This is a genomic window from Clostridium lundense DSM 17049, from assembly GCF_000619945.1.
Taxonomy (GTDB): domain Bacteria; phylum Bacillota; class Clostridia; order Clostridiales; family Clostridiaceae; genus Clostridium_AO; species Clostridium_AO lundense.
Window position 1 is genome coordinate 206,500 of the sequence record NZ_KK211043.1, and the last position, 22,423, is coordinate 228,922.

Below are 22,423 nucleotides of genomic sequence, written 5' to 3' on the forward strand. Positions count from 1 at the left end.
TTGTAGACTGAATAGTATGAAAATAACTAAAATTCTATAAAAAATGATATTAAAGTTACAAAAAGTGTATTTTTTATACATAAATATTACATTATAGTAAGTATATTGATTATAAGTATCTGTTAGTATAAAATTGAAATAAATTATAAAAATTCATAATTGACCAAAATTTGACGAGTATATGGTAAAATGGTTACAAAGCGGACTATGCTAATATAAAATAAGAAATATTGTATAGTATATCTTAAAAATTTGTAAAATTTTTTCTATTGTAAATATTATATGGGAGGTTTTTATATGTTGGAAAAAGATATTGTTCAATTGTCACAAGAATATTATGAGGAAATGAAAAAATTAAGGCATCATTTTCATATGTTTCCGGAGCTAGGTTTTAATGAATTCAATACTTCTAAGACTGTAGAAGATGAACTAATAAAATTAAATCTAGATAATGTACAGAAGTTAGCCAAAACGGGAGTTTCTGCTGTAATAAAGGGAAAATATCCAGGTAAAACAATATTATTGAGGGCTGATATGGATGCTTTGCCTGTAAATGAAGAGGCAGACATAGAGTATAAGTCAAAAAATAAAGGGGTTATGCATGCATGTGGACATGATGGACATACAGCAGCTCTTTTAGGTACAGCTATGATTCTTAATAATTTAAAAGATAAACTTCATGGTAATGTAAAATTAGTTTTCCAGCCAGCTGAAGAGGGTGACGGTGGTGCAAGATTAATGATTGAGGAGGGTGTGCTAGATAATCCTAAAGTTGATGCAGCCATAGCTTGCCACTTGTGGGGAAATATACCCGAGGGACATGTTGTAATAAAAAATGGACCATTAATGGCTTCCTGTGATGATTTTATGTTTAAAATTGTTGGTAAGGGTGGGCATGGATCGACACCAGAATTATGCATAGATCCTATTGATATATGTATTAATGCTATGAATACTATAAGAAATTTTGTTAGCAGAAGAATAAGTGCTTTAGACCCAGTAGTGTTATCATTTGGAGCAATAAATGGAGGAAATAGTTTTAATTGTATACCAGATGAAGTAACAGTTTTAGGAACACTTAGAACTTTTAATAATGATACCAGAGACTTTGTTATTAATTCCATGGAGAATATTTTAAAATTCATGACTGAGTCCCAAGGGGCTAAGTATAGTATAGAAATTAATAGGTTTGCGCCTACTGTTGTAAATGATGAGAATATGACTAAAATAGCAATTAAATCATTTGAAAAGGTAATAGGAGAAAATAAAATCATAGAAGCAAAACAACCATACACAGGATCAGAAGATTTTGCTTTCTTTACTAGTGAGGTGCCATCTGTATTTTTCTTTACTGGTATCATGAAGGACAAGGAAGTAATTCATCATAATTCTCATTTTCAATGGGATGATATAAACCTATTAACTTCTTGTAGATGTTTATGTCAAATAGCAGTAGATTTTTTAAATGATGATAATAAATAAAGTCTTATCCGATGACTACCCGCTGTAATACTTTCATGGCACTCTGTGAAAGCGATTCACACAAAATCAGAGATTTTGGTTCTCTGCTTTTCTTCAAAGTGGGAGTAAAGAGCGGGCACGTCCCTGGATAACGACTTCTAAGGAGTAAAACTCCTAAGAATTCTGTTTATACAATAAATAAGAGAGGGGCATATAAATGAATGTAAGTGGAGAGTTAAATAATAAAGTAAATAAGGAAAAGACTTTGGAAAGAATATTGAATAAAGTAGAGGTAATAGGTAATAAAATGCCTGATCCTGTATCTATATTTGGAATTTTGTGTTTAGTTATAATGGCAATATCATGGATAGCAGCAGGTGTATCTGTTGAGAATCCTGCTGATAATAAAACTGTGTCAATAGTAAATCTTGTATCAAGAGATGGTTTTAGAAAAATATTAATGGAATGTGTAACTAAATTTCAGCAATTCCCGCCACTTGGTATGGTGCTTGTTGTTATGCTAGGTGCTGGTGTGGCTGAAAAATCTGGTTTAATGACTGTTGCAATGAAAACGTCTATAGTTAAAGTTCCTAAAAGTCTAGTTACTGGTACAATTATTTTGGTTTGTATTTTAGCTGACGCAGCTGGAGATGCAGGTTTTATACTATTACCCCCATTAGCAGCTACAATATTTTTATCTATAGGTAGGCACCCTTTAATAGGGATGTTTGCTGCATATGCAGGAGTAGCTGGTGGATTTTCTTCCAATTTAATGGTTAATATGACAGATGTATTAATGGCAAGCTTTACTATTCCAGCAGCTCAAATGATTGATCCTTCCTATAGGGGGACACCAGCAATGAATATCTATTTTATGGTTGCATCTACAGTAATATTAGTATTATGTGGTGTATTTGTTACTGAAAAGATAATAGCACCTCGTTTTGAAAAGTATGACACAAATTCATTATTTGGTGATGAAAATAATGAAATTACAGATGTAGAAAAAAAGGCATTGAAATGGTCTGGCATGTCTGTGCTTATTATGATAGCTATAGTAATTTTACTGAGTATAGGGAAAAATTCATTTATGGCAGATCCTGAAACAGGATCATTACTAGCATGGGAATCTCCACTTATGCAAGGACTTATACCAATAATTACATTGATGTTTTTAGTCCCTGGTATAATATATGGAAAAATGACAGGAGTAATAAAGAATGATAAAGATGCTGTTGCTATGATGTCAGAGTCGATGAAAGATATGGGATCTTATATAGTAATTGCTTTTGCAGCATCATTATTTATAGCATTATTTAATTGGAGTAACATAGGAATTGTTATGTCAGTTAACGGAGCAGGTATATTAAAGAATTCTGGATTTGGTGGAATTGGAATTATAATAGGATTTATAATATTAGAATCAATAATTAATATATTTATAGGAAGTGCTTCTGCAAAATGGGCTATAATGGCACCTATATTTGTCCCTATGTTGCTTTTATTAGGTTATAATCCAGCAGTTACACAAATGGCTTTTAGAATAGGTGATTCTATAACTAATCCAATTAGTCCACTATTTCCCTTCTTTCCAATGCTAATAACATTTGTACGTAAATATGATAAAGAAGCTGGCATAGGAACTATAGTTTCCAATATGATTCCTTATTCAATAGTATTTGCAATTGCATGGACTTTATTATTAGTAATGTTTGTTATGTTTAATATCCCATTAGGACCAGGAGGAGCTATAAGATATATGATGTAAGTTTTATCTGATTACTACTCCTTCTTAAGTTAAGAAGTCAGTTTATCAAGTAATTTTCCAAAATGATAAAAGGCCCCTTTTTTAGATAGAATATGATCTATTTAAAAAGGGGGTTTTCCGATAAAAGGAATATAATTATTTAATGAATTAAAGTGATAATGAATTAAAATGATGCAATAACAGTTCGTTAATCAATTAAAAGTGTATTATGATAATTATGAATTGTGATAAAATTGAAAGAAAAATATATATAAAGCATAAATATATAGAAAATTCTAAAATGTCGAATATAGTTGGGAAATTTAAAAGTTAGACGTTCTATCGACGCAAAAAGGACATAAATATAGATGCAAAATAGAGAAAAAAGGGAATAACGGTGGGAATTGTAATGATATTACTTGCAAACTTATAAAATAAAGATATATTAGATGTTAATAGCATAAATGTAACTGAATTAACTAAAATTAAAATGAAACTTTAAATTTTAAAAAAATTCAAAATAGACTTTTATTTGACGAAATTATGATATAATTAAACTGTAAAAAAGATTAAGTGAATTTTGGCAAGGGGGTGAAAGAAAATTAAGCTGCATTTTGTGAAAGTAAATCCAGTGGAGAATATGACAATATTTGTATTAGATCAAGTTCCAAGGGATATTCAAATGCATGTAGCAAAAAAATTGATGAATTATAGCAATATATATGCAGAACAAGTTGGATTTATTGAAAAAGTAAGCCTACATAAAGAAGAGGAAGATAAGGGTCTTAGACTTCAAATGATGGGGGGAGAGTTTTGTGGTAATGCTGCAAGATCTTTAGCTGCATTACTGGTTCATAATCAATATCCAAATGTTATTAAAGAAAAAGATAAATATTTAGTCAGACTAGAAGTTTCGGGAAATGATACTATGATAGATTGTGAAGTATATAATACTGAAAAAGATAATTTGTATTTATCTAAAGTTGATATGCCTTTACCTAAAAAAATTAGTGAGGTTTCCTTAGAAGTTGAGAATAACGTTTTTTCAGGTATAAAAGTAGATTTTTCAGGGATTACGCATTTTATAGTTGATAGTGGAAAAGTAAAAGATAAAGATCTTTTATTTAAAGCAGTAAAAAGTGAAATGGACAAAGTTAACTATGATGCTTTTGGAATTATGTATTATGATTTTAATGAGAAATATTTAGAACCATTAGTTTATGTCAAAGGTACTGACAGTCTATTCTGGGAAAGAAGTTGCGCTTCTGGGACTTCAGCTTTAGGAGTTGCATTAACTTATATAAAAAAACATAGTATAGATGAAAAAGTGAGACAACCTGGTGGAGAACTTCAAGTAATGACTAAATGGAATGGCAGTAGTATAGAAAGTTTATGTTTAAATGGATTTGTAGAAATAGTGGCTGAAGGAATTGTAAACGTATAATCAAAATTAATTTTATAAGGGGGAATAAAAATGTTATTACTAAATCCGGTTATAATATCAGTAATAGTCATGTCAGCTTTATGTTTGTTAAAGTTAAATGTAATTCTGTCAATATTAGCAGCAGCTCTAGTTGCTGGATTGGCTGCTGGTATGCCTATAGCAGAAACCATGACCACGTTAATTGGCGGCATGGGAGGAAACTCAGAAACAGCTTTAAGTTATGTGCTTTTAGGGGCTTTAGCTGTAGCAATTAATAAAACAGGTCTTGCTACAATACTTGCGAAGAAAATATCAAAAGTAGTTAAAGGAAAAGCAGTTGTATTTACTTTAGTTATAGCTTTTGTGGCTTGTTTTTCACAGAACTTAATACCAGTTCATATAGCATTTATTCCAATTTTAATTCCACCACTAATTCCATTAATGAATAAGATGAAAATAGATAGAAGAGCAGTAGCTTGTGCATTAACTTTTGGTCTTAAAGCACCATATGTAACTTTAGGTGTTGGATTCGGACTTATATTCCATAATATTGTAAGAGACCAGATGATTCAAAATGGAATGCAGGTTACAACTAAAGATGTTGGCGGTGTAATGTGGATTGCAGGATTATCAATGGTTGTAGGTTTACTATTAGCTGTACTTATAGCATATAGAAAGCCAAGAGAATATAAGGAAATAAAAATGGATGGCTATGATGCAGATGATGGCGTAGAAATTCAAATGACAGGAAAACATTGGTTAGCACTTTTAGGAGCAGTAGCAGCATTTGTGGTTCAGCTTATTACAAAATCATTACCACTTGGAGCATTAGCAGGTTTACTAGTTATGGTTCTAACTGGATCAATTAAAGTAAGCCAAATAGACGAAATGATGGATGGCGGAATGAGAATGATGGCATTTATAGCTTTCGTAATGTTGGTTGCAGCAGGTTACGGAGATGTTTTAAGAAAAACTGGAGCAGTTGAAGCTTTAGTAAGTGCTACAGCTGCAATGGTAGGAGGAAAAATGGGTGGAGCGTTCTTAATGCTTGCAGTTGGACTTTTGGTAACAATGGGTATAGGAACTTCCTTTGGTACAGTTCCAATTATAGCTGCAATATATTGTCCACTAGGATTAAAACTTGGGATGAGCGTTCCAACAATTATATTACTATTAGGAATAGCAGCAGCACTTGGAGATGCTGGTTCACCAGCTTCGGACAGTACTTTGGGACCTACATCGGGACTTAATGTAGATGGGCAACATGACCACATTTGGGATACTTGTGTACCAACATTTGTATTCTATGATATACCACTATTTATAGCAGGTATGATAGGAGCTTCTATACTAGGTTAATAAAAAAGCATATCAAGCTAATATATAGCTAATATATAGCTCTAATATATAGTTAACAATTTATACTTTAAGGGGGAAATGACAATGAAAGAATTTAAAGAAGTTGTTTTAACTGGAAATGATTTGACTTTAGAGGAAATGGTAGCTGTAGCTAGAAAAGGATGTAAAGTAGCTTTAAGTGAAGAAGCTAAAAAGAATGTTTTAGAATCTAGAAAAATTATTGACGATATAGTTGAAAATGAAAAAGTTGTTTATGGTGTAACTACTGGTTTTGGCGAATTCTGTAATGTAAGTATTTCTAAACAAGATTGTAAAACATTACAAGAAAATCTTATTCGTTCACATGCTTGTGGATATGGCCCAAAATTCCCAATAGATACAGTAAGAGCTATAATGCTTACTAGAGCAAATGCTTTATCAAAGGGATATTCAGGAATAAAAATAGAAACCTTAAGTACTTTAATAGAAATGTTAAATAAAGGAGTTCATCCATGCATTCCTGAAAAAGGATCATTAGGAGCATCAGGAGACTTAGCACCACTTGCTCATATGGTTTTACCAATGCTTGGACTTGGCGAAGCTGAATATAAAGGCGAAATAATGTCAGGAAAAGAAGCTATGGATAAAGCAGGAATCCCTGTAATCCAGTTAGATGCTAAAGAAGGTTTAGCACTAATTAATGGTACTCAAGTATTAACAGCAACTGGAGCATTAGCAGTATATGATGCTATAGAACTATTAAAGGTTAGTGATATTGCAGCAGCATTAAGTATGGAAGCGTTAAGAGGAATAACAGATGCTTTTGATGCTAGAACTCATGTAATAAGAGCACATGAAGGGCAGATGGCTACTGCAAGAAATATATTAAAATTAGTTGAAGGAAGTACTTATGTAACTAGACAAGGAGAATTAAGAGTACAAGATGCTTATTCATTAAGATGTGTACCTCAGATCCATGGTGCTAGTAAAGATACTATTGACTATGTAAAGAGAAAAGTTGAAATAGAAATCAATTCAGTTACAGATAATCCAATAATAACAAGAGAAGGAGATGTAATCTCTGGTGGTAACTTCCACGGAGAACCAATGGCACAACCTTTCGACTTCTTAGGAATCGGAGCATCAGAAATAGGAAATGTATCAGAGAGAAGACTTGAAAGGCTTATAAATCATCAGTTAAATGATCTACCAGCATTCCTTGCTAAACATGGTGGATTAAACTCAGGATTTATGATTACTCAGTATGCTGCAGCAGCTTTAGTATCAGAAAACAAGATACTTGCTCATCCAGCATCAGTAGACTCAATCCCATCATCAGCTAATCAGGAAGATTTAGTAAGTATGGGAACTATAGCAGCAAGAACAGCTAGAGATATAATCAAAAATTCTACAAGAGTAGTAGCTACAGAAATGATGGCAGCTTGCCAAGCTATAGATTTTAGAGCTGATAAAGGTTTTAAATTAGGAAAAGGAACTGAAAAAGCTTATAAAGTAATAAGAGAAGCAATAGAGTTTATAGAATATGATACTAAAATTGAAATGTATAAAGAATTAGACAAAGCTACAGAATTAATTACTAGTGGTAAAATACTAGAAGCTGTTGAAAGTGTAGTAGAATTAGAACACTAAAATTAATTATAGAAATAAACCTGTAAAATATTACAGGTTTATTTTTTTATGATAAATAATTAAGGGTTTTTGTAATGTTGGTGAAATTATAATTCTCAATTTTGATAATTATTTCTCAAATATGATAAAGCAAACAACACTATGAGAATAAGGGTTACTTTTAATATTATTGAAATAGTTATTAAATAATTCTCAATTTTGATAAAGATATATATAAGCTATTTGTAAAGTGTTGATTTTACAGGGGTGTAGGTTAATCTTCTTTGGCATTGAAATTGCTATTTAAATATTATAAGTGAATTTAATTTTAAGGAGGAATACTTATGTATAATGATGATTTACTAATAAATATTTTAAAGGATGGAGTAGTTCCTGCATTAGGTTGTACAGAACCAATGGCAGTAGCTTATGCTGTTGCAAAGGCTAAAGAACTACTTGAGGAAGATGTAGTAAAGTTAAATATAAGTGTAGATAGAAATATATTTAAAAATGGTAAGGAAGTTGGTATTCCAGGAACAAATAATAAAGGAATTATTATGGCAGCGGCTTTAGCAATTATTGTTGGAAAATCTGAGTACAAGCTTCAAGTTATTAAAGATTTAACTGTTGATGATATACCAAAAGCTTTGGATTTAATTAAAGAGGATATTATCCATCTCAATTTAAAAGAAGGAGTTACTGGACTATATATAGAAATAGAAGCTAAAGGTGAGGAGAATACATCTAAGGTTATAATTAAAAATAGTCATTTAAATATAGTATCCCTTGAGAGAAATGGTGAATGTATTTCACAGCAATATGAAGAAAAGGTTTCCAAAATAAATATAAGGGATAGGATTAGAGAATTTTCTATAGCTGACATTAAAGGATTTGTGGATAATGTGGAATTAGAAAAGATACAATTTATTAATGAAGGCATTATTATGAATAAGAGGATTGCTGAAGAGGGGTTAAAATATAATTTAGGACTAGGATTAGGAAATTTATTATATAAGAATAACGAAAATGCTTGTGAATATGCAAAGGCGATAACAGCAGCAGCTTGTGAAGCTAGAATGTCTGGCTATCCATTACCAGTTATGAGTAGTGCTGGTAGCGGAAATCATGGCTTAGTAGCAATACTTCCTATAGCTGCAGTTGGGGAAAAATTAAATATAGATGATCAAATAATTATTAGAAGCGTAGCTTTAAGTCATTTAGTAACTATTTATATTAAAAGTTATACAGGAGCATTATCACCAGTATGCGGTTGTGGAGTAGCTGCAGGGGTAGGAGCAAGCGCTGGGTTAACATATTTGTTAGGTGGAAATATAGAAGAAATATGCGGAGCGATAAAAAATATGATTGCAGGTATATCTGGAATGATTTGTGATGGGGCTAAATTAGGCTGTGCATATAAATTAATTATTTCAGTATCTTCTGCCTTAGATGCTGCTAAAATGGCAGTGGATAATATTTTTATACCTTCTAATGATGGTATTTTAGATCAGTCTGTAGAAAAATCTATACAAAATTTGGGTAAGGTATCTACTGAGGGAATGAGTTGTACAGATGAAGTTATTTTAAATGTGATGATGGAAAAGTGCAGTTAAAAATGTGGCTTAAGACATATGGGGGAATTATGGATTAAGCTAGTCTATTATTTTTTAATATGTCTAAGGCTGCTAAAAATATATTTAAATGGGGTGAAGTTATAATGAGTAAGGTCAAAGACAGCTTAGTAGTAAAACTACTTCTAGCAGTAGTAGTGGGAATTGTATTAGGGCTGGTAGCTTCAAAAGATGTAGTAAGAGTAATAATGACTATAAAATATGTATTAGGACAAGTAATTTTCTATTGCATACCACTTGTAATTATAGGATTTATTGCACCTTCTATAGTTAAAATGAGATCTAATGCCAGTAAAATGTTGGGGATTGCTGTACTTATAGCATATATTTCATCCGTTGGTGCAGCTACTTTTTCAGCTCTAAGTGGTTATGCTATTATTCCTAAGCTATCTATAGCCAGTAGTACAGAAGGATTAAAAAAATTACCCGAAATAGTATTCAAATTAGATATACCTCCAATGATGTCGGTTATGACAGCATTAGTTACTGCAATTTTAATAGGACTAGCTACAGCTTGGACGAATTCGGATCTAATTGAAAAGTTGTTAGATCAGTTTCAAAACATCATGCTCTCAATTGTAACTAGAGTAATAATTCCTGTTTTACCATATTTTATAGCCACAACTTTTGCAGGACTTGCTTATGAAGGAAGTATTACAAAGCAATTACCGGTATTTTTAATTGTTATATTATTAGTAATAATAGGTCATGCTATTTGGCTTACATTATTGTATGGTATAGGTGGAGCAATTTCTAAGAAAAATCCTTTAGAAGTAGTAAAACATTATGGGCCAGCATATTTAACAGCCGTTGGAACTATGTCTAGTGCAGCTACTTTACCTGTGGCACTTAAATGTGCTCATAAATCTTCTGTATTAAGAGAGGATATGGTGGATTTTGCAATTCCATTATGTTCTACTATACATCTTTGTGGCTCTGTTTTAACAGAAACATTTTTTGTTATGACAGTATCAAAGATAGTGTATGGTGAGTTACCTCCTGCTGCTAAAATGGTACAGTTTATTATATTACTTGGTATCTTTGCGATAGGTGCTCCAGGAGTACCTGGTGGAACAGTAATGGCTTCATTAGGACTAATTACTGGTATATTAGGATTTAATGATTCAGCAGTGGCATTAGTATTGACTATATTTGCATTACAGGATAGTTTTGGAACAGCTTGCAACATTACTGGAGATGGAGCAATAGCACTTATGTTAACAGGTATAGTTGAAAGGCATAAAATATTTAATGATTCAAACGTAACAACTTAAAATGATAAAGAATAAATGATAAAGAATAAATAAGGAAAGAATTTTTCATTATGGGAAAAATTCTTTCCTTATATTAATATATTAATGATAAAAATTTTAAAAGAAATTTTAACAACTATCGTCTGTCAACTAAAAAGGTGCGTAGCGCTTTTTTATTATTTAAAAAGCTTATCTAAGGATTCTTTAAGTGGAACTTCAATATCTTTTTCTATATCCATAGTAAGTAGTTTACCATCTTCTATAACTTTTTTTCCTCCAACTAAAATGTCTTTAACAGTTTCTTCTTTATCAATAACTTTTAAATCACAAAAGCTATTTACAGCTATATTTCCTATAAAACCATTATTAAATTGTAAAGGAGTGGTTCCAATATTATCAATAATATCACTATTTATATCTGGATATCTATTTTTTAAGAAGTTACGTTCCCCTGTAATTGATAAATCATCATTACTAGCTTCTCCATCTGTTCCTAGGTAAAGAGGTATATCTTTTTCTAGTAGTTTTCTTAGATTAGCTTCACCGGTTTTTATTCTATCATTCATTCTTGGGTTTAAAACAACTTTCATATTATATTTTTTAATTATATCTCTTTCATTATCATCAATCCATACACAGTCGGACAAAATGACATGTTCTAAACTTTTAATTTCTTTATGATTAAGTAAAGATTCTAAAAATTCTACAGGTCTTAAACCATAAAGTTTAAGTGACAAATCTACATCTCCGTTGTCTTCGGAAAGATGGAATTGAATATATTTGCCATAATCAAAGGCTAAGTTTATACCTTTTACTATAGCTTCTTTAGTTGATGCGTGAATACTATGTAATGAAGGAGCAACTACTATATCATTAGAACAAATTTCACCAGAAAGCATCATGAAATTTATTTCTGCTTCTTCAGGAGTTTCAAAGTAAGTTTTTTGAGATTCTTTTTTTTCATCATAAGCATCTTCATTTATAATGTCATAATTCATTCTACCAAAGTATAATCTTATTCCTACATTTTTGGCGGCTCTTATAACTTCTCTATCAAGAAGGTTCTTTTTATTTCCGTGGCAATAAAAAGAAACCATAACGGATGTAACACCTAAGGTAAGCATTCTTGAAAATGCTCTTAAGCATCCTAAATATACATGTTCAGGTTCTAATTTTATACTATATTTATATATAGTATTTCTACACCAAGTTCCTAAATTCCAAGACTTATCTATTATATCTGTATAAATTGATTGTTCAGGATGTGAATGACAATTAAAATCTCCTGCGCAAATTGTAAAATTTTCATCATAGTTTATCTTTTCACCGGCAAAGTTTTCTGGAGGAGTTTCGTCAAAAGACACATTTTCTATTAAGCCAGTATCCAAGTTTGTTATGAGATACCCTTTTTTGTAAGTATTATCCGTTCTGAATATACCTGTTATTAAAGCTTTGCTATCCATTTATATCCCATCCTTTATATTATATTTTTTAATATATTTGTTTTATTCGACAATTGTACAGTGAATCCTTTTCATAGAGTGAAAAATAAACAAAAAATATAAAATATTTTGAAAAAACCTGCAAAATTTGCAGTGTGGCAGAAAATGCAGTGTGGATAATTTAGAAGAATTGCATTTTGGAGAATATTCAGTTAATAATTTCATTGGCATGAAGTATGCTATATAAGTATGTAATAAAGAAGAAGGGGAGGATTCATATGAAGACAGAAATTATTAAAGGAGCATTAACTTTGAAAGTTGACATGATCGCAACACTCACATTAGCACTTTTGTTATTATTTTTAGGTAATTATTTAAGGAAAAAAGTAAATTTCTTTGAAAGGTTTTGTATACCTGCTCCAGTAATTGGAGGATTATTATTTTCTATTCTTGCATTAGTTTTAAAACAAAGTAATGTTATAACTATAACTATGGATACAACTTTCCAATCACCATTTATGATAGCATTCTTTACAACCATAGGACTTGGTGCAAGTTTTGGACTTGTAAAAAAAGGTGGAAAACCATTAGTTATATATTGGGTATTGTGTTGTATACTAGCAGTAGCTCAGAACGCTATTGGTGTATCACTAGCAAAATTAGTAGGAATACATCCTGTACTTGGGGTTATGATGGGAGCAGTTTCCATGGAAGGTGGACATGGTGCTGCTGCAGCTTTTGGACCAATGGCAGAGGGATTGGGAGTTGCTAGTGCAACTACAGTTGCTGTTGCAGCAGCTACCTTTGGACTTATATCAGGGGGATTAATAGGTGGTCCTATAGCTAAATATTTGATAGATAAATATGATTTAAAACCAACTGAGGCTGAAGAATTAGCTGGCGAATCATATAAAGAAGCAGCAGGAATAAGTGAAAAAGCTAATGTTACTTCATCAATATTTTTACTTCAACTAGCAGTTATAACTGTTTGTATGACTATAGGATCTATGGCAAGTGCATGGATTACTAAAGAAACAGGTGCAGCTCTTCCAGGATATGTAGGAGCAATGTTTACCGCAGTTATATTTAGAAATATAAATGATCAGTTTAAAATTGTAAAATTAGATTTATATACAATTGATTTAATTGGGGATGTTTGTCTTGGAGTATTTTTATCAATGGCTTTAATGACATTAAAACTTTGGGAACTATCAAACCTAGCAGGTCCAATGATAGTCGTATTAATGGGACAAGTAATATTTATGTTACTATATACAATTTTCATAGTATTTAAGGCATTAGGAAAAGACTTTGACGCAGCAGTAATGGCAGCAGGTATGGCTGGACATGGACTTGGAGCTACTCCAAATGCAATAGCAAATATGGGTACTGTTACAGAAAAGTATGGGCCTTCTACAAAGGCATTCTTGATAGTTCCGTTGGTTGGAGCATTCTTAATAGATTTAATTGGTATACCTAATATAGTATGGTTTATAAATTACTTCAAATAAAGTTTAATTAACTATAATGAGCGTCTATAAAAGTAATAAAAAATTTATAGGCGCTTATCAATTACTATAAAAGTTATAAAATAAAGTTTATAATTAGTTCTTCTTTGTAAAAAAATGCAAAATATATCTACACATATATCATACTTTCTACAATAATATTTCTTTTTGAAAAGGGTCTTTTATTTTAAATTAAATAATTTTAATAATTTTCAAAATATCCTGCAAAATATGCCGGTTTGCAAATTCTGCAGGGTAGGAATTGTAGAAAAAAACGAAATTGGCTGAATATTAGGTGATTTTTCGTTGGCATGATATATGCTATTAAATATAGTGACATAAAAAACAAAGGAGGATTAACATGAAAACAGAAGTTTTAAAAGGTGTACTAACCTTAAAAATCGATATGGTATCTACACTTACTTTAGCATTACTACTATTATTCTTAGGTAATTACCTGAGAAAGAAAGTAAATTTTTTTGAAAGGTTTTGTATACCAGCTCCAGTAATAGGAGGATTACTATTTTCAATCTTAGCTTTAATTTTAAAGCAAAGTAATATTATAACTATAAATATGGATACAACTTTCCAATCACCATTCATGATAGCATTTTTTACAACCATAGGGCTTGGTGCTAGTTTTGGATTAGTAAGGAAAGGTGGAAAACCATTACTTATATACTGGCTTTTCTGTTGTATACTTGCAGTAATGCAAAATGTTATAGGAGTATCCATGGCTAAATTGGTAGGATTACATCCTATGCTTGGAGTTATGATGGGAGCTGTATCTATGGAAGGTGGTCATGGAGCAGCAGCAGCATTTGGGCCAACAGCAGAATCTTTAGGTGTAACAGGAGCTACAACTGTTGCGATAGCAGCAGCAACTTTTGGACTTATATCAGGAGGATTAATAGGCGGCCCTATAGCAAAACATTTAATTGATAAATATAATTTAAAACCCACAGAGGAAAGTGAATTAGAAACAGAATCTTATAGGGAAGTAGCAGGAATATCTGATAAAGCTAATGTTACTTCACATGTATTTTTAGTTCATTTAGCAGTTATAAGTGTTTGTATGACTATAGGATCTATGGCAGGTACATGGATCACTAAAGCAACAGGTGCAGCACTTCCAGGATATGTAGGAGCAATGTTTACTGCAGTTATATTTAGAAACTTAAATGATAAGTTTAACTTTGTTAAATTAGATTTTTACACTATTGATTTAATTGGAGATGTATGTCTTGGAATATTCTTATCAATGGCTTTAATGACTTTAAAACTTTGGGAATTAGTAAATCTCGCAGGTCCAATGATTATAGTAGTAGTTAGCCAGGTAGTATTTATATCATTATATACAATATTTATAGTATTCAGATTCTTAGGCAAAGATTTTGATGCAGCAGTAATGGCAGCAGGTATGGCTGGACATGGACTTGGAGCCACTCCAAATGCAATAGCAAATATGAGTGCTGTTACAGAAAAATATGGACCATCAACAAAAGCATTCTTAATAGTTCCGTTAGTTGGAGCGTTTCTAATAGATTTAGTTGGTATACCTAATATAGTATATTTCATGAATCTATTTAAATAAAGTATAATTTTAAACAGGGTAGCGTCTATAAAAATATAAAAAAACAGAATTTTTTAAAAATTGTTATAAAAATTAGACGATTTATTGATGGTAGTTGTAGTATAATAAAATCAGAAAAAACAAAAAATTCTATTTAAAAAGTAAAGTTTATAATTAAAAATTTAAAATTTATATATTTTGTGTAAAATTTAAGGAGGAATAAACCATGGCAAAATTAGTTGAATGTGTACCAAATTTTAGTGAAGGAAGAGATAAGGTACTTATTGAAAAAATAGTTGATGAAGTAAGAAAAGTTAGTGGTGTTAAATTATTGGATTATTCATCAGATGAAGATCATAACAGAACAGTTGTTACTATGATAGGAGCACCAGAACTAGTAAAAGAAGCAGTTATAAATGCAGCAAAGGTTGCAACAGAACTTATAGATATGACTAAACATGAAGGTGGACATCCAAGAATGGGAGCTACAGACGTTGTTCCATTTACACCAGTAGCAGATGTTACAATGGAAGAATGCATCCAGTTAGCTAAAGAAGTTGGAGAAGCAATTGGAAGTTTAGGAATTCCTGTTTACTTATATGAAGATGCAGCAACAAAACCTGAAAGAAAGAATTTAGCAGATGTAAGAAAAGGACAGTATGAAGGATTCTTTGAAAAGATCAAAGGAGAAGAATGGAAACCAGATTTTGGACCACATGCTATGAATGCAAAGAGTGGATGTACAGCTGTAGGTGCTAGAGTTTCATTAGTAGCATTTAATGTTAACTTAGGAACTGACAATGTTGAAATAGCAAGTGCTATAGCTAAAAAGGTAAGATTTATTGGTGGTGGATTAAGATTTGTTAAAGCTATAGGATTAAAGCTTGAAGAAAGAAACATAACTCAAGTATCAATGAATCTTGTTAACTATGAAAAAACAGCAGTATATAGAGCTTTTGAAATGATCAAAATAGAAGCTAAAAGATATGGTGTTCCAGTAATAGGTAGTGAAGTAATAGGAACAGTCCCAATGAAAGCATTACTTGATTGTGCTGAATACTATTTACAAATTGAAAACTTTGACATAAATCAGATTCTTGAAAAAAGATTACTTGAGTAATTTGTAATTTGCTTTGAAAATTCCTTAAAATAAATAATAAACGTCTATATTTTAAAATATAGACGTTTATGAAAAAACTTAGTAGTATTCTTTAGAAAAAAACGTTTAAATATATTATAACACATTAATTGAAAAATGGAAGTATATTCATAAAACTAAAGTAAGTGGGTGAGAACATTGAAAACTAAAAAAATAGTCTATGCAGCATTATTTATAGCAATGGGAGTAATAATTAGCAGATTCTTTTCAATACAATTACCTATTTTAAGAATTGGGTTTAGTTTTGTTCCAACAATGTTAGCAGGACTTTTCTTTGGTCCTATATTTGGAGGAATAATTACTGCTGCTATAGATGTTGTTGGAGCGACAATTTTTCCAGTAGGTTCCTTCTTCATAGGATTTACAATAAGTGCATTTTTATGTGGAGTTATATACGGAATATTTTTTTACAAGAAGGAAGTTACATATAAAAATGTTATAATATCAGTAATATTAAAAATAGTTTTTGTTGATATATGTTTAAATACTTTATGGCTTTCTATGATGACAGGAAAAGCTTTTATGGTATTATTACCTATAAGACTTATAAAAAATATAATTTTTGTTCCAATAGAAACCATTGTATTTATGACAATTGTATATTCTCTTAAAAATACTTCTCTTGTTAGAAAGATAAATAATGTTTTACAATAGAAGAATAGAAATAAATTTTTATATTACATACAATAAAAATATTTAAATGAGGTGGATGATTATGATTAATAAAGTACCAAGTGATATCGAAATAGCACAAAAGGCAACTATGAAACCAATAGCTGAAGTAGCTGAAAAATATGGAATTTTAGATGATGAATTAGAACTTTACGGAAAATATAAAGCTAAAATATCTTTTGACGCAATAAAAAGATTACAAGATAAAAAAGATGGAAAATTAGTATTAGTTACAGCAATAAGCCCAACACCAGCAGGTGAAGGAAAATCAACAACTTCAATAGGATTAGGTCAGGCTTTAAATAAAATAGGAAAGAAAACATATATAGCTTTAAGAGAACCATCTTTAGGACCTGTATTTGGAGTTAAAGGAGGAGCAGCTGGTGGTGGATATGCTCAAGTTGTTCCAATGGAAGATATAAACTTACATTTTACTGGAGATATGCATGCTATAACTGCAGCTAATAATCTTTTATCAGCTGCAATAGATAACCATATTCATCATGGAAATACTTTAAGAATAGATTCAAGACAGATAGTTTGGAAAAGAGTATTAGACATGAATGATAGAGCTTTAAGACATGTTACAGTAGGACTTGGCGGAAAAGCTTGTGGATTTGTAAGAGAAGATGGATTTATGATTACAGTTGCATCTGAAGTTATGGCTATACTTTGTCTTGCAAGTGACTTAATGGATTTAAAAGATAGATTAGGAAGAATAATAGTTGCGTATGATCTTGATGGAAACCCAGTAACAGCTAAAGATTTAAAAGTAAATGGTGCTATGGCAATGTTATTAAAAGAAGCTATAAAACCAAATATAGTTCAAACTCTTGAAAATACACCAGCTCTTATTCATGGTGGACCATTTGCAAATATTGCTCATGGATGTAACTCATTAATAGCAACTAAATTAGCATTAAAATTAGGAGACATTGTTGTAACAGAAGCAGGATTCGGTGCTGACCTTGGTGCTGAAAAATTCTTAGATATAAAATGTAGATATGGTGGCTTAAAACCAGATGCAGTTGTTGTAGTTGCTACAATTAGAGCTTTAAAAATGCATGGTGGAGTTAAGAAAACAGAATTAGGAAATGAAAACTTAGAAGCATTAGATAAGGGATTTGCAAACTTAGCTAAACAAGTTGAAAATATGAGAAAGTTCGGCTTACCAGTATTAGTTGCTGTTAATAGATTTGTAAATGATACAGAAGCTGAAATAGAATTATTAACAAATAAATGTAAAGAATTTGGAGTTGAAGTTTCATTAAATGAATGTTGGGGAAGAGGAGGAGAAGGTGGAATAGAAATGGCTGAAAAGCTTGTTAATATTCTACAAACTGAAGAATCCCACTATAAACCAATTTATGATGTAGAAGCTTCAATACCAGAAAAACTTAATACAATAGTAAAAGAAATCTATGGTGGAGATGGAGTTGAAATAGACTCAGCTGCTATGAAACAGATTAAAAAACTTGAGGAATTAGGATTAGATAAATTGCCAATATGTATGGCTAAAACTCAATTCTCATTTACTGATGATCCAAGTATTATGGGAGCACCTAAAGGATTTAAGATTAATGTTAAGGATGTTAGAGTATCAGCTGGTGCTGGATTTATAGTATGCCAGACAAGTAATATAATGGTTATGCCAGGACTTCCAAAGGTTCCAGCAGCAGAAAAAATGGATATAGATGAAAATGGCGTAATCTCAGGATTATTCTAATAAGTCACCTTTTATAGATGTCTTAAATTGTGCCTTTAGCCAAGAAAGGCACAATTTAAGACAAAATTTAAAAAGTTAATTTTAGGGGGAAAATGATATGTTAAAAGAAATGACAGTTAAAGAATTTATATATGAAACAGCTTCAGATTCACCAGCACCTGGTGGTGGAAGTATTGCAGCTCTTAGTGCAGCTTCAGCAGCAGCATTAATAGAAATGGTAGCTAATCTTACATTAGGAAAGAAAGGCTATGAAGAAGTAAAAGAAGAAATGGAAGAAGTTAAAAAAGTAGCTTCTGAATATAAAGAAAAATTTGTTAATTACATAGATGAAGATTCAGATTCTTTTAACAAAATAATGGCAGCTTTTAAAATGCCAAAAGATACAGATGAACAAAAGGCTGAAAGAACTAAGGCAATACAGCAAGGATTTAAAGGAGCGGCAACAGTTCCTTTAAATGTAGGTAAAGATGCTTTTGAATTACTTCAGTTAGCTGAAAAGGTAATATTAAAGGGTAATCAAAATGCAGTAACAGACGGAGCAGTAGCAGCAATGTCAGCTAGAACAGCAGTACATTCAGCATTTTACAATGTAAAAATTAATTTAGGTTCTATAAAAGATGAAGAATTCGTAAATAGTGCTAAAAAACAAATGGAAGAGTTAGAATCTAAAGTAAACGAAATAGAACAAGGAATACTTTCAAAAGTTAATTTATAAAATATATACCTCCAAGATGCTATTGACAGTTTATTAAATTAGGTTATAATAAAAGTTATTATAATAAAATATGTAAAAGCTTTGAAAAAGAGGAGTAAAGGGTAATAGTACCAAGAGAGGAAAATCCAATGGGTGGAAGATTTTCTGTATGAGTTTCCTTGAAGGTAGCTTTTGAGCTTCTTTGCCGAAATAGTAGTAGGTAAAGACGGTTTTCTTAATCGTTAAGTTTATAAGAGCCTGTAATTTGTTTTGCAGGAAAAAAGGTGGTAACGCGCGCTGTCGTCCTTTTAAGGACTGGCAGCGCTTTTTGTATAAAAAAATAAGCATAAGGAGGATATACATATGAATGAAAATTTAAATATTGCAAAGACTTATGATCCTAAAGAATTTGAAGAAAGATTATACAAGGTTTGGGAGGAAGAAAAGTATTTTACACCTGAAGTGGATAAAAGTAAAAAGCCATTTACTATAGTAATGCCACCTCCAAACATAACAGGTAAATTACATCTAGGCCACGCATTAGACAATAGTTTACAAGACTTCTTAATTAGAGCTAAAAGAATGCAGGGATACAGCACATTATGGCTTCCAGGTCAAGATCATGCAAGTATAGCTACAGAAGTAAAGGTTGAAAATGAGCTATTAAAGCAGGGTCTTGTAAAGAAAGAAATGGGAAGAGAAAAATTCCTTGAAGAAGTATGGAAATGGTCTGATGAATATAGAGAAAGAATAAGAACTCAGCTTAAGAAGATGGGAGTTTCAGCAGACTTTACAAGAGAAAGCTTCACTATGGATGAGAGCTTAAATAAAGCTGTAAGAGCAGTATTTGTAAAGTTATATAATGAAGGATTAATTTATCGTGGAAATAGAATAGTTAATTGGTGCCCTAAATGTATGACAGCATTATCAGATGCAGAAATTGAATATGAAGAACAAGCAGGACATTTTTGGCATATTAAATATCCTGTTATAGGATCAGATGAATACTTAGAAATAGCTACTACAAGACCTGAAACAATGCTTGGAGATACTGCCGTAGCTGTTAATCCAAAAGATGAAAGATATACTCATTTAATAGGTAAGAAGTTAATGCTTCCTCTAGTAAATAGAGAAATCCCTATAGTTGCTGATGATTATGTAGATGTTGAATTTGGAACAGGAGCTGTTAAAATAACTCCAGCGCATGACCCAAATGATTATCAGGTTGGAAAGAGACATGATCTTCCAGAAATTATAGTTATGAATGAAAATGGAACTATAAATGAATTGGGTGGAAAGTATGCTGGATTAGACAGATATGAGGCTAGAAAAGTTATAGTTGAAGACTTAAAGGCACAGGGATTCTTAGTAAATATAAAAGAGCATACTCATAATGTAAGTTGTCATGATAGATGTGGTTCAGTCATCGAACCTATGATATCAAAACAATGGTATGTAAAGATGGAAGAACTTGCAAAACCAGCTATTGATATTGTGAGAAATAAGGAAGTTAAATTTGTTCCTGAAAGATTTGATAAAACATATTTTAACTGGATGGAAAACATTCAGGATTGGTGTATATCAAGACAGTTATGGTGGGGACACAGAATACCAGTATGGTACTGTGAAGATTGTGGTGAAATGATAGTAGCTATGGATGCACCAACAGAATGTACAAAATGTTCAAGTCATAATTTGAAACAAGATAATGATGTACTTGACACATGGTTCAGTTCAGCATTATGGCCATTCTCAACTTTAGGTTGGCCAGATAAAACAGAAGATCTAGAATACTTCTATCCAACAGATGTACTTGTTACAGGATATGATATTATATTCTTCTGGGTTGCTAGAATGATATTCTCAGGATTACACAATATGAATGACATCCCATTCCACACTGTACTTATTCATGGTATAGTTAGAGATTCTAACGGTAAGAAGATGTCTAAGTCTTTAGGAAATGGTGTAGATCCATTAGATGTAATAGATAAATATGGAGCTGATGCATTAAGATTTATGTTAGTTACTGGTAATGCTCCAGGAAATGACATAAGATTCTATGAAGAAAAAGTAGAATCAGCTAGAAATTTTGCAAATAAGATATGGAATGCATCAAGATTTGTTATGATGTATCTTGACAAAGATCTTATGGAAAAATATAAGGATTGCAAAGATTACACAGCAGCTGATAAATGGATTTTATCTAGAGCTAACACTGTAGTAAAAGAAGTAACAGATAATATAGAAAAATATGAATTAGGAATAGCATCACAAAAGGTTTATGACTTTATGTGGAGTGAATTCTGTGATTGGTATATTGAACTTGTAAAACCTGTATTATATGGTGAAGATGAAAAGGCTAAGGGAGTAGTATTTAATGTATTATTTGATGTTCTTACTACAGGACTTAAATTATTACATCCTGTAATGCCATTTATAACTGAAGAAATATATACTCATCTTCAAGAGGAAGAAAAAACTATAACAACTTCTAAGTGGCCAGAATATAAAGAAGAGTTAAGGGATGAAAAAGCAGAAGAAGATATGAACTATATAATAGAAGCAATAAAAGCTCTTAGAAATGTTAGAGTTGAAATGAATGTACCTCCTTCACGAAAAGCTAAGGTTATGATATATGCTATGGAAGGAAAAGATGCTTTTGAGTCAGGAAAGGTTTATTTTGAAAAACTAGCTTCTGCAAGCGAAGTAACTTTCTTAAATTCAAAAGAAGAAGCACCAGAAAATGCTGTATCAGCTCTTACAAAAGGTGCAGAAATGTATATGCCACTACTTGATTTAGTAGATTTAGAAAAAGAATTAGAGAGATTGAACAAAGAAAAAGAAAAGCTAGAAAAGGAAATAGAAAGAGTAGAAAAGAAACTTTCTAATAAAGGATTCGTAGCTAAAGCTCCTGAAGCAGTTGTTAATGAAGAAAAGGCTAAGGGAGAAAAGTATAGAGAAATGCTTAACTCAGTAATGGAGAGAATAAACAACTTAAAATAGTGAAGAGTGAATAGAGAATAGTGAAGAATAAAGGAGGCTTTTCTTCCTTTGCACTACAGAAAAGCTTCAATTTATACTAATATTTAATTGAGAATTTTTCGTAATGCTAATGGAGAAAAATTAACATTTACTCTTCACTATTCATTCTTAACTCTTAACTA

At 31.3% G+C, this 22,423-nt stretch carries 15 protein-coding genes and 1 other annotated feature; of the genes, 14 read left to right on the forward strand and 1 reads right to left on the reverse strand.

Going from position 1 to position 22,423, the window contains the following annotated elements; genetic code table 11:
* Window positions 1-297: 297 nt before the first annotated feature.
* The 7 genes from T514_RS0122955 to T514_RS0122985 all read left to right on the forward strand — a co-directional run bounded on the left by T514_RS0122955 (window position 298) and on the right by T514_RS0122985 (window position 10,503).
* Window positions 298-1,482, forward strand: coding sequence for a M20 metallopeptidase family protein (locus T514_RS0122955; RefSeq protein WP_051542269.1), 1,185 nt, complete (start codon window positions 298-300; stop codon window positions 1,480-1,482).
* 196 nt (window positions 1,483-1,678) lie between these two features.
* A complete protein-coding gene (locus T514_RS0122960) occupies window positions 1,679-3,229 on the forward strand; it encodes an AbgT family transporter (RefSeq protein WP_027626834.1) in 1,551 nt (516 codons plus the stop codon).
* A gap of 595 nt (window positions 3,230-3,824) precedes the next feature.
* Window positions 3,825-4,652, forward strand: a complete 828-nt coding sequence (locus T514_RS0122965) for a histidine racemase CntK family protein (protein WP_242850652.1) — start codon at window positions 3,825-3,827, stop codon at window positions 4,650-4,652.
* 30 nt (window positions 4,653-4,682) lie between these two features.
* A complete protein-coding gene (locus T514_RS0122970; RefSeq protein WP_027626836.1) occupies window positions 4,683-5,990 on the forward strand; it encodes a Na+/H+ antiporter family protein in 1,308 nt (435 codons plus the stop codon).
* A gap of 84 nt (window positions 5,991-6,074) precedes the next feature.
* A complete protein-coding gene (hutH, locus tag T514_RS0122975) occupies window positions 6,075-7,619 on the forward strand; it encodes a histidine ammonia-lyase (RefSeq protein ID WP_027626837.1) in 1,545 nt (514 codons plus the stop codon).
* Between the two features lie 323 nt (window positions 7,620-7,942).
* Window positions 7,943-9,211: an L-cysteine desulfidase family protein gene (locus tag T514_RS0122980; protein ID WP_027626838.1), complete on the forward strand. Its 1,269-nt coding sequence runs from the start codon at window positions 7,943-7,945 to the stop codon at window positions 9,209-9,211.
* A gap of 104 nt (window positions 9,212-9,315) precedes the next feature.
* Window positions 9,316-10,503, forward strand: coding sequence for a dicarboxylate/amino acid:cation symporter (locus tag T514_RS0122985; protein WP_027626839.1), 1,188 nt, complete (start codon window positions 9,316-9,318; stop codon window positions 10,501-10,503).
* Between the two features lie 155 nt (window positions 10,504-10,658).
* Here T514_RS0122985 and T514_RS25455 read toward each other — a convergent pair whose 3' ends face one another.
* Window positions 10,659-11,945, reverse strand: a complete 1,287-nt coding sequence (locus T514_RS25455; protein WP_051542270.1) for an amidohydrolase family protein — start codon at window positions 11,943-11,945, stop codon at window positions 10,659-10,661.
* 257 nt (window positions 11,946-12,202) lie between these two features.
* Here T514_RS25455 and gltS (T514_RS0122995) point away from each other — a divergent pair, with 257 nt between their 5' ends.
* The 7 genes from gltS (T514_RS0122995) to T514_RS0123025 all read left to right on the forward strand — a co-directional run bounded on the left by gltS (T514_RS0122995) (window position 12,203) and on the right by T514_RS0123025 (window position 22,262).
* Window positions 12,203-13,435 carry a sodium/glutamate symporter gene (gltS, locus tag T514_RS0122995; RefSeq protein ID WP_027626840.1) on the forward strand — a complete coding sequence of 411 codons (1,233 nt, stop codon included), beginning with the start codon at window positions 12,203-12,205 and terminating at the stop codon, window positions 13,433-13,435.
* 358 nt (window positions 13,436-13,793) lie between these two features.
* Window positions 13,794-15,026, forward strand: a complete 1,233-nt coding sequence (gene gltS, locus T514_RS0123000; RefSeq protein WP_027626841.1) for a sodium/glutamate symporter — start codon at window positions 13,794-13,796, stop codon at window positions 15,024-15,026.
* A 205-nt stretch (window positions 15,027-15,231) separates the two neighbouring features.
* On the forward strand, window positions 15,232-16,125 hold the full coding sequence (ftcD, locus tag T514_RS0123005) for a glutamate formimidoyltransferase (protein ID WP_027626842.1): 894 nt from the start codon (window positions 15,232-15,234) through the stop codon (window positions 16,123-16,125).
* A 177-nt stretch (window positions 16,126-16,302) separates the two neighbouring features.
* Complete coding sequence (locus T514_RS0123010) at window positions 16,303-16,818, forward strand: folate family ECF transporter S component (RefSeq protein ID WP_027626843.1); 516 nt, start codon at window positions 16,303-16,305, stop codon at window positions 16,816-16,818.
* 61 nt (window positions 16,819-16,879) lie between these two features.
* The gene (locus T514_RS0123015) at window positions 16,880-18,562 is read left to right on the forward strand and encodes a formate--tetrahydrofolate ligase (protein ID WP_207640963.1); all 1,683 of its coding nucleotides are present in this window, start codon (window positions 16,880-16,882) and stop codon (window positions 18,560-18,562) included.
* Between the two features lie 97 nt (window positions 18,563-18,659).
* Complete coding sequence (locus T514_RS0123020) at window positions 18,660-19,277, forward strand: cyclodeaminase/cyclohydrolase family protein (RefSeq protein ID WP_027626845.1); 618 nt, start codon at window positions 18,660-18,662, stop codon at window positions 19,275-19,277.
* A gap of 72 nt (window positions 19,278-19,349) precedes the next feature.
* Window positions 19,350-19,567, forward strand: a binding site (T-box leader).
* 52 nt (window positions 19,568-19,619) lie between these two features.
* The gene (locus T514_RS0123025) at window positions 19,620-22,262 is read left to right on the forward strand and encodes a valine--tRNA ligase (RefSeq protein ID WP_027626846.1); all 2,643 of its coding nucleotides are present in this window, start codon (window positions 19,620-19,622) and stop codon (window positions 22,260-22,262) included.
* Window positions 22,263-22,423: the final 161 nt, after the last annotated feature.

Coding starts and splice junctions, on each gene's coding strand:
- T514_RS0122955 (WP_051542269.1), top strand. CDS start 298: ATGTTGGAAAAAGATATTGTTCAATTGTCACAAGAATATTATGAGGAA.
- T514_RS0122960 (WP_027626834.1), top strand. CDS start 1,679: ATGAATGTAAGTGGAGAGTTAAATAATAAAGTAAATAAGGAAAAGACT.
- T514_RS0122970 (WP_027626836.1), top strand. CDS start 4,683: ATGTTATTACTAAATCCGGTTATAATATCAGTAATAGTCATGTCAGCT.
- hutH (WP_027626837.1), top strand. CDS start 6,075: ATGAAAGAATTTAAAGAAGTTGTTTTAACTGGAAATGATTTGACTTTA.
- T514_RS0122980 (WP_027626838.1), top strand. CDS start 7,943: ATGTATAATGATGATTTACTAATAAATATTTTAAAGGATGGAGTAGTT.
- T514_RS0122985 (WP_027626839.1), top strand. CDS start 9,316: ATGAGTAAGGTCAAAGACAGCTTAGTAGTAAAACTACTTCTAGCAGTA.
- T514_RS25455 (WP_051542270.1), bottom strand. CDS start 11,945: ATGGATAGCAAAGCTTTAATAACAGGTATATTCAGAACGGATAATACT.
- gltS (WP_027626840.1), top strand. CDS start 12,203: ATGAAGACAGAAATTATTAAAGGAGCATTAACTTTGAAAGTTGACATG.
- gltS (WP_027626841.1), top strand. CDS start 13,794: ATGAAAACAGAAGTTTTAAAAGGTGTACTAACCTTAAAAATCGATATG.
- ftcD (WP_027626842.1), top strand. CDS start 15,232: ATGGCAAAATTAGTTGAATGTGTACCAAATTTTAGTGAAGGAAGAGAT.
- T514_RS0123015 (WP_207640963.1), top strand. CDS start 16,880: ATGATTAATAAAGTACCAAGTGATATCGAAATAGCACAAAAGGCAACT.
- T514_RS0123020 (WP_027626845.1), top strand. CDS start 18,660: ATGTTAAAAGAAATGACAGTTAAAGAATTTATATATGAAACAGCTTCA.
- T514_RS0123025 (WP_027626846.1), top strand. CDS start 19,620: ATGAATGAAAATTTAAATATTGCAAAGACTTATGATCCTAAAGAATTT.